The organism is Micromonospora sp. MP36 (genome assembly GCF_008119785.1).
Lineage (GTDB): Bacteria > Actinomycetota > Actinomycetes > Mycobacteriales > Micromonosporaceae > Micromonospora.
The window spans coordinates 1-8,823 of sequence record NZ_VSFA01000177.1 but is presented as its reverse complement, the minus strand read 5'-3'; the positions used below and the strand labels follow the sequence as shown (position 1 = coordinate 8,823).

Annotated in this window: 8 protein-coding genes; 7 read left to right on the top strand and 1 reads right to left on the bottom strand. The window is 66.3% G+C overall.

The window, feature by feature from the left end:
* Window positions 1-29: 29 nt before the first annotated feature.
* Window positions 30-1,028, bottom strand: coding sequence for a nucleoside hydrolase (locus FXF52_RS39305; RefSeq protein WP_187413992.1), 999 nt, complete (start codon window positions 1,026-1,028; stop codon window positions 30-32).
* 691 nt (window positions 1,029-1,719) lie between these two features.
* Between FXF52_RS39305 and FXF52_RS39300 the strand changes: the two genes are divergently transcribed.
* From FXF52_RS39300 to FXF52_RS39270, 7 genes are all read left to right on the top strand, one after another.
* Window positions 1,720-2,883, top strand: a complete 1,164-nt coding sequence (locus FXF52_RS39300) for a nucleoside hydrolase (protein WP_255472856.1) — start codon at window positions 1,720-1,722, stop codon at window positions 2,881-2,883.
* A gap of 245 nt (window positions 2,884-3,128) precedes the next feature.
* Complete coding sequence (locus FXF52_RS39295) at window positions 3,129-4,169, top strand: LacI family DNA-binding transcriptional regulator (RefSeq protein ID WP_148804732.1); 1,041 nt, start codon at window positions 3,129-3,131, stop codon at window positions 4,167-4,169.
* A complete protein-coding gene (locus tag FXF52_RS39290; protein ID WP_148804731.1) occupies window positions 4,166-5,119 on the top strand; it encodes a ribokinase in 954 nt (317 codons plus the stop codon). Before FXF52_RS39295 ends, FXF52_RS39290 begins: the two co-directional genes overlap by 4 nt.
* The gene (gene rbsD, locus FXF52_RS39285; protein ID WP_148804730.1) at window positions 5,109-5,480 is read left to right on the top strand and encodes a D-ribose pyranase; all 372 of its coding nucleotides are present in this window, start codon (window positions 5,109-5,111) and stop codon (window positions 5,478-5,480) included. Before FXF52_RS39290 ends, rbsD begins: the two co-directional genes overlap by 11 nt.
* A gap of 112 nt (window positions 5,481-5,592) precedes the next feature.
* Window positions 5,593-6,525, top strand: coding sequence for a sugar ABC transporter substrate-binding protein (locus FXF52_RS39280; protein WP_222870925.1), 933 nt, complete (start codon window positions 5,593-5,595; stop codon window positions 6,523-6,525).
* Between the two features lie 70 nt (window positions 6,526-6,595).
* Window positions 6,596-8,092, top strand: a complete 1,497-nt coding sequence (locus FXF52_RS39275; RefSeq protein ID WP_222870924.1) for a sugar ABC transporter ATP-binding protein — start codon at window positions 6,596-6,598, stop codon at window positions 8,090-8,092.
* A gap of 47 nt (window positions 8,093-8,139) precedes the next feature.
* On the top strand, window positions 8,140-8,823 hold a 684-nt coding region (locus FXF52_RS39270; protein WP_187413990.1), incomplete at its 3' end, for an ABC transporter permease.

Here is an 8,823-nt window from a genome sequence, read left to right as displayed (position 1 = left end):
GCCGCAGTGTGCGGCCGCCCGCAGGGTCTTCAGTGCCAGCCCTTCACCGGCGCCTGGACCATGAGGTCCTCGATGGCCTTTGCAATGGTTTCGTCAGGTGCGGCGGTAAGCAGGTAATGGCGCGTGCCGCTGGGGTCGGCCTGGAAGGTGTTGGAACCATCGGCTGTGATCTTGACCTGGCCGGGCTCGGATAGCTTGAAGAGCTCATCGGTGCCGCGCACTGCGACGTAGGCGGCGGTCAGGTCCCAGCTGCTGCGGTTGTTGCCCCAGCCGACGTAGTCCTCATACGCGTTCAGGACGGGGTTGTTGGGGTGGGTCTCGGTGAATAGGCGAGAGCCGGTAAGGATGGTGTCACCGATCTCGAAGCCGCTGTAGACAATCGGCGTTGGCCAGTCCTTCGCGACGGTAGCTGCCGCGGTGGGATCGAGCATGATGTTCCACTCGCGTCCGCTGGGGAAGCGTGCGCCCATGACGACGAGCTTGTTGACCTTGTGGCTGACGAGTTCGGCTCCGGTCAACGGACTGTGTTGGTCGGGCCCGGAGGCGAGTAGTCCGCCGAGGTTGATCTGGCCGCCGACGGCGACGATCGTGACGCTGGCGTCGTCCTGCTTGGCAAGGATCTTGCGATATAGGTCGACCGCGTCGGGTACGCGGGAGCTGTCCCCGATGTTGTTCTTCCACCCGCGACCGAGCAGCTCGGCATAGCCCGAGACGTTGTTGCTGGTGATGACCGCACCCGGCGTCGGTGGGCTGGGGACATGGTCGTAGACCGGCTTCAGGGAGCCGATCGGGATGTTTCCGTGTCCGTAGTAGGTGTTGATGGCGTCCAGGCCAGGTGCGGCGTGGCGGGTGGGGTTGCTCGCCATCATGGCTAGCACCTCGACCTCGCCGTTGTCCTGCATCGCGTTCAGCATGCCGGCGACGCCAGCGTCGTCGACATCTCCGCCAAAGTCGGTGTCGAAGATCAACTTGACGGGGGTCGTGCTGGGCTTGGCGGCGACCGGCTGTGCGCCCAGCGCTGCGGCCACGCCGAACGCCGCCGTTACGACGGCGACTGCGCTCCGGGTTAGCCTTCGTCCTCCGTTCATTCGGTTGCCCTCCCTGCACTCTCGTGGTTGCAACTCGTGTTGGCAACTCGTGTTGCTGTTACGCAAGTCGATGCAATGGGGAACGGGCAAGGCGCGGCCCAGACTTCGTTACCTCCTTGTGACATTCGTGAGCCTCTTTGCGAGGTTTCTTGGCTAGCGCCGAGATTGGAGCAGTTCATCCGATATGGAGCGTCGCTCATCTGGCCACGGCTCGCCGGAGCACGGGCCGCGGTTGCGCTGTTGGGCTGGCCGTGCGCGGCGGGGCGGCCGTCCCCAGCACTGCTGCGACGTCAGCGACCGCTGCAGACGCGGTTCCCCGGTCGACCGCTCACGACCGATGGACATATTTAGATAACAGGTCGGTCACGAGGGGTTGCCGTTGCGAGGGGGCTGCCCGCAAGCTGCTCTGCAACTCGAGTTGCCAACTCGAGTTGCCGAAGCTTTTCGCCTGCCTGCTGTAGCCGCACGCCTGGCCGTGAGCACCTGGTCCCAACGGGCCAACTCAGTGAAGCCGTCGCTGTAGATCCGCCATGACGGCGAGACCGCGGGTCACAGCAGCATCCGCCTCGGCGAGACCTAACTCGCTAACTCGCCACAACGTTCGAGCGAAAGGATGGTCCACACGGTGAAGATGTCCAGAGGCCCAGCACTCGTGTCGGCGGTCGCCGCAGCTGTTCTCGGCGCCGTTCTTCTGGCGGTACCCGCCAGCCAAGCGCAGCCGGTTTCGCGGGTTGCCCTAGCGGCGCCGGTGGCCACGACGGCGGCGAACGAGAAAGTCATCATGGATGTCGACATGGGGCAGCTCAACGACGACGCCGTCGCCATGTTCATGCTCGCCAACTCGAAGAAGGTGGACCTGCTCGGGATCACCGTCGTGGCGGGCAACACCTGGGTCGAGGAGGGGACAGCGTATTCATTACGGCAGCTCGAGCTCATAAAGCACCAGAACGTGCCCGTGGTCCCGGGCGGCGGCGAGCCGCTGATGGGTAGCCGCCAGGCCACCCTGGCCGCCGAGCAGGACCTCTTCGGCAACCTGGAGTACATGGGGGCATATGCCCGTCAGCGTCCCCCGTCCTACCGCGAGCTTGCCACCACCCCCTACGGCGGCTACCCCACGACCAAGCCGTCGACCAAACAGGCAGCGGCGCAGTTCATCGCGGACCAGGTGAAGAAGTACCCGAACCAGGTGACTCTCTTCGTCCTCGGTCCGGCCACGAACGTGGCGCTTGCCGTGCGGACGTATCCGGAGATCGTGCCGCTGGTCAAGCAGGTCATCTACATGGGCGGCGCAATCGACATCCCCGGCAACACCTCGCCGGCTGCTGAGTTCAACTGGTGGTTCGACCCAGAGTCGGCCAAGATCGTGCTCCGCACGCCGTTCAAGCGGCAACTCGTGGTGCCCAACGATGTGGCCGAGCGGGTGTTTTACACGAAGAAGGAGTACGACCGGATCGTCAGCGGCCGGGACACTCCGCTGACCAGGATGTTCCGGGACTTGCAAGGCCCGCGGTTCCAGGCAGACCCCGCTCGCCAGTCCTTCGTCTGGGACTCGATCACCTCAGCAGTTTTTCTTGACCCCTCCATTGCCACGAAGATCGAAGACCGGTACGTGGACGTTGACACGACGTTCGGTCCGGACTACGGCCGATCGCTGGGCTACGGTCCGAGCCGCAACCGCGACATGAACAAGCCGGAGAACTTCCCCGGCGGCACTCAGAAGGTCCAGGTGCTCTTTGACATCAATCGGGATGCGTTCTGGAACCTCTATGTCGACCTCATGACGCGGCCGATCTGAGGCGAGTAGCGGACATCACGGCGACGTGGCGGAGGCCGATTCCGTCACGCCGTCGTGGCCGCTCCGGCGCGGCGTGACGGATGGCATGCGATGACAGAGAAATGGACGATGACGATAGTCGAGGAAGAGTTGCTGGTGGTTGAATGGGAAGCCCGGGGGGCGTTTCAATCTACCCTCTCGGGTAAGTGCCTGCCCTCACATACTCCAGCTCAGCAGGAGTTCACATGGGGAGCTGAGGGCGCGAAGTGGTGACACGTCGAGATGTTGCGCGCCTGGCCGGCACGTCTGAGGCCGTCGTTAGCTACGTCCTCAACGGCGGACCGCGAAGCGTCGCACCTGCCACTAAGGAACGCGTGCTCACCGCGATCGGACAACTCGGCTACCGGCCCAACGCGCTCGCCCGCTCGTTGCGCACAAACCGGACCATGACCTTCGGCCTGGTGGTGCCCGACAACTCCAACCCCTTCTTCGCCGAACTCGCCCGCAGCGTCGAGGATGCCGGTTTCGACCACGGCTACACCATGCTGCTGGGTAACGCAATGGACGACGACGATCGGGAAGCCACATACGTGCGGGCGCTGCTCGACCGGCAAGTCGATGGCCTGATCGTGGTGCCTGCGCACGGTGGCACCCGTCGCTGGATCGCTGACCTGGCCCGCAGCGGCGTGCCGCGGCTTGTGCTCGACCGGGAGGTCGACATACCGGAGGCGACCCATGTGCTGGTGGATCACGAGGGCGGCGCGTACGAGGCGACCATGCACCTCATCGGGCACGACCGGCGTCGAGTCGGCTGCATCGCCGGGCCGGCTGGTCTTCACCCCACCGTCGACCGTGTTGACGGCTGGCGACGCGCTTTAATCGAGACCGGCCTCGAACCGGCTGCGCTGGTGCACGTCCCGTTCGGTCGGGCACACGGATACCGCGCCGGCCGGGCCCTGCTGTCCCAGCGCAACCGGCCCGACGCCCTCTTCGTAGCCAGCGACGAGCAAGCGCTAGGCGTACTCCGGGCAGCCGCCGAGATGGGCGTCCGCGTCCCCGACGACCTCGCAATCTGTTCGTTCGACGGCATCGAGGGTGGTGCCTACACCGTGCCCGCCCTCTCGACGATGCGTCAGCCGGTGAAGCAGCTGGGCCGGCTCGCGGTGGAGTGGTTGGTGGCCAGGTTCGCCGATCCGGCTCGCGATGCAACCCGGATCGTCTGCCCGACCACGCTGGTCGCCCGCGGCTCATGCGGCTGTCCCGACCCGGCGGGGGGCGACTCGGCCATCACGGAGGATGACGCATGACGAGCGGACGAATCGTTGTCGTCGGCAGCCTCAACATGGACCTGTCGATCCGGGTACCGCGCCTGCCGAGCCCCGGCGAAACGGTAGCCGGCACCGAACTGGTCCGCGGTGCCGGTGGCAAGGGCGCCAACCAGGCACTCGCCGCCCGGCGTCTGGGCGCCCACGTCGCGCTAGTCGGCATGGTCGGTGCGGATCAGTTCGGAGCCGAGCTGCGCGACAGCCTCTCCGGTGACGGGGTGGATGTTTCCGGTGTGATGGTGACGGCGGATGCCGCGACCGGAGTGGCGCTCATCGTCGTCGGGCCCGACGGCGAGAACATGATCACCATCTCGCCCGGCGCCAACGCGAAGCTGGCGACCCCCAAGCTACACGCACTGCTCGACGGTGCGCAGGCGCTGCTGCTCCAGTTGGAAATCCCCATCGACGCATGCCGAGCGGCCGCCGACGCCGCCCGCTCCTCTGGTGTCCCGGTGGTGCTCAATGCCGCGCCGCTACCGCAACACCCGAGCCCCGACCTGGCCGAGCTGATCCGCCGGTCCGACGTACTTGTCGTCAACGAAACCGAGGCTGCGGGGCTAGCCCCCGATGCGACCAACGCGACGAGCGCGGCAAGCGCACTGCGGAACCTCGGCGTCGCCGAGGTTGTCGTCACACTCGGCGGAAACGGGGCGATCGCCGCCAGCCCGACCGGCATCACACACGTTCCGGCGTTCCCCGTGGACGCAGTAGACACGGTCGGTGCCGGCGACGCGTTCTGCGCAGAGTTCGCCCTGGCCCGGACCGCTAGTGGTACCGACCTCCGCACGGCAACCCGGCGCGCCTGCGCCGCCGGCGCGCTGGCTGCCTCCCGCCGCGGCGCCCAAGCAGCCCTGCCTTATCGAGACGAGGTCGACCGGCTTTTCGACGCACCGACACACGACGATCCGGAGGTGACCAAACATGCGATTTGACGGGCTGTGGCATCCGCGCCTGCTGGCAGTGCTCGCACAGGCCGGTCACGGCGACCGCATCGTCATCGCCGACGCAGGCCTGCCGGTGCCAGCAGGAGTGGAGACGATCGATCTGCTCTGGCGGCGCGGCGAGCCGCCGTTCCTTGCGGTGCTGCGGGCCGTGCTGGACGAATGCGTCGTGGAGCGAGCCACCGTCGCCGTCGAAAGCGACGGCAGCTGGGATGTGCTCCGCGACATCCCGACCGACATCGTGCCCCATGACGAGCTCAAACGCCTCACCCAGCATGCACGCGTCGTTGTGCGCACCGGCGAGGCCACTCCATACGCCAACGTCGTCCTGCACGCGGGAGTCGCCTTCTAGCGATCGGCGCGCAGGCCCAGCGGGTTCTGCACCAACGAGAGGAACCACCCGTCCCCACCCCCACCACCGAGAGGAACCCACCGTGAGACGCAGAGTTGCCCTCGCAGGGATCGTGACCGCCACCGTGGCACTGGCGCTTGCCGGCTGCGGCCAGGAGAACACCAGCGATCCGGTGTCCGGCCAGGCTGGCGGTAAGCCAAAGGTCTGCCTGGTCATGAAGTCCCTCGCCAACGAGTACTTCCAGCAGATGCAGGACGGCGCAGTCAAGCACGTCCAGGAACGCAATGACCTCACCCTCGAATCCAGCGGCACCCAGAACGAAACCGACGTCGACGGACAGGTCGCCCTGGTGGAGAGCTGCATCACCAAGCACGCCAGCGCGATCGTGGTTGCACCGGCCGACTCCAAGGCCCTCGTTCAGGTGGTCGCCAAGGCGGTCAAGGCCGGAATCAAGGTAGTCAACATCGATGTGAAACTCGACGACGGCGCATTGCAGCAGGCCGGCGTCGAGGTGCCCTTCGTCGGCCCGGACAACCGGGACGGCGCCAGGCAGTCCGGCAAGGCGCTCGCCGACCTTCTCGGCAAGGGTGGCAAGGTGGTCATCCTGGAGGGCAACCCGGGCGCGGACAACGCCACTCAGCGCAAGAACGGGTTCCTCGACGCGGTGGCCGAGGGCGGTCTGACTCTGATCGACTCCAAGACCGCGCACTGGGAAACCGATGAGGCAAATCAGGTCTTCGCCAGCATGCTCACCGCCCACCCGGACATCCAGGGCGTGATGGCCTCCAACGACTCAATGGCGCTGGGCGCGATCAAGGTCATTCAGGAGCGCAAGGCCAACGTCAAGGTCTCCTCGTTCGACAACATCCCAGCCGTCAAGGAGCACCTGCAGAGCGGCGTCATGGTCGCCACCCTCGACCAGTACGGCTCACAGCAAGCCGCTGACGGCATCGACTACGCCATGAAAATGATCGCCGGTGAAAACGTGACCGGCTGGCAAAAGACCGAAATCAAGCTGATCACCAAAGACAACCTCGGATCGTGACGCAAGCCAGGCGTGGGGCCGGCAGCGCCGGCCCCACCCGGGCACACTGGAGGAGTAGGTGGCTATGGCTGTGCTGGAGGTCTCCGGCCTGACCAAGCGGTACCCGGGGGTAACCGCCCTCGACGGCGTCGACCTCGAGGTGCAACCCGGCGAAGTTCACGTGCTAATCGGCGAAAACGGCGCCGGCAAGTCAACGATGGTGCGCTGCCTGTCCGGGATCGAGCCTCCCGACGCCGGCACCATGACGCTGCACGGACAACCGTACCAACCGGCCAGCGCCGCCGACGGGTTGAAGGCTGGCATCCGCGTTGTCCATCAAGAGCTTGCGTTGCTGCCCAACCTGTCCGTCGCTGAAAACCTGTTCCTACACCGTCTGCCCCGCCGGGCCGGCGTAGTGGACCGAGCCACCCTGGACCGGGCGGCTCGCGAACTGTTGACCGAGGTAGGTCTAGATCTTTCTCCCCGGACACCGGTCGAACGGCTGGGCATCGCCCAGATGCAACTGGTCGAAATTGCCAAAGCGCTGAGCGGACAATGCCGACTGCTCATCATGGACGAGCCCACCGCTACGCTCACTCCGAAGGAAACAGGCCGTCTCTTCGAGATCCTGCGCCGGCTGACCGAAACAGGCGTCGCCGTCATCTACATCTCCCACCACCTGGAGGAGATCTTCGAGATCGGTGATCGGGTCACCGTGCTGCGCAACGGCAAGCACATCGACACTCGAGACGTCACCAGCCTCACCACAGCCGAACTCGTCCGGTCCATGGTCGGCCGCGACCTCGCCCACGAGTTCCCGCCCGTTCGCGCCCGCCCGCAGGGGGACGAACTACTGCGGGTCACCAACCTCCGCGTCACCCCTGCCGCGCCGCCGCTGTCGCTCACCGTCCGCGCCGGCGAGGTCGTCGGTGTGGCCGGTTTGGTCAACTCCGGACGCACCGAGGCAATGCGGGCCATCTTCGGTGCGGACCGTGCTGCCACCGGGCGCATCGAGCTGCGCGGACGACCCATCCGGCTGCGGCACCCGCGCACCGCGGTACAGGCCGGGATGAGCTTCCTCACCGAGGACCGCAAGGCCCAAGGGCTGGTGCTGGACCTGCCGATCGCGGCGAACATGAGCCTCGCCAGCCTGCCGGCCATCAGCAGGTTCGGCCTGCTGAACCGCGCCGCCGAAGCCGCGGCCGCCACCGCCCTGGCACAGAAGCTTCGCGTCGCATCCCGTGGCGTACGCCAGCACGTCCGCGCCCTGTCCGGCGGTAACCAGCAAAAGGTTGTTCTAGGGCGATGGCTCGCAGCCGACACCGACCTGCTCATCGTCGACGAGCCGACCCGCGGCATCGACGTCGGCGCCAGGTACGAGATCCATCAACTACTGCTCGACCTGGCCGACGCCGGCAAAGGGCTGCTCGTGGTCTCCTCCGATCTGCCAGAACTGCTCGGCATCTGCGACCGGATCATCGTCTTCTCCCGCGGAGCGATTGCGGGGGAGGTGCCACGGGCCGAGTTCGACGCCGAGCGAGTGCTCAACCTCGCCTATTCGGGATATTTGAAAGGAGTTTCGGCATGACGGCGGTAACTGCTCCGCGGTTCGCCGGCGGTCGGTGGGTCAGCCAGGTGCTCGGGGAGGCCGGGATCGGGGTGGCCCTCGCCGCACTCGTCGTGTTCTTCCTCGCCTTCTCGCCCTACTTCGGCACCTCGGGGAATGTGCGCGACATCATGACCCAGATCACCATCAACACCATCCTCGCGGTCGGCATGACCTTCGTGATCTTGGTCGGCGGGATCGACCTGTCCGTCGGCTCCGTCATCGCGCTGTGCGCGGTCGTCGCCGGCACCGCCATGACGGACTCCGGTCTGCCAACCGCCATCGCGGTGCCGTTCGCGATCCTGGTCAGCGTCGTGATCGGCGCGATCACCGGCTTCGTCAACGGCTTCGTCACCGAACGGTGGGCAGTGCCCTCCTTCGTCGTCACGCTCGGCATGCTGTACGTCGCGCGCGGCGCCGCGCAGCAGTACACCGGCGCCGCCACCATCTACAACCTGCCGCCGGGCCTCACCAAATTCGGCACCGCGACCTTCGCCGGCCTGCCCGCCGTGTTCCTGGTCGCCATAGCTCTGGTCGCGCTGGCATGGTTCGTGTTAAGCCGCACGGTCTTCGGCCGACTGATCTACGCCACCGGCAACAACGAGGAGGCGGTGCGCTTGTCTGGTCACCGCACCTCGCGGATCAAGGTCTCGTGCTTCGTCATTGGCGGGGCCTGTGTCGGGATCGCAGCGATCATCTACATGGCTCGGCTG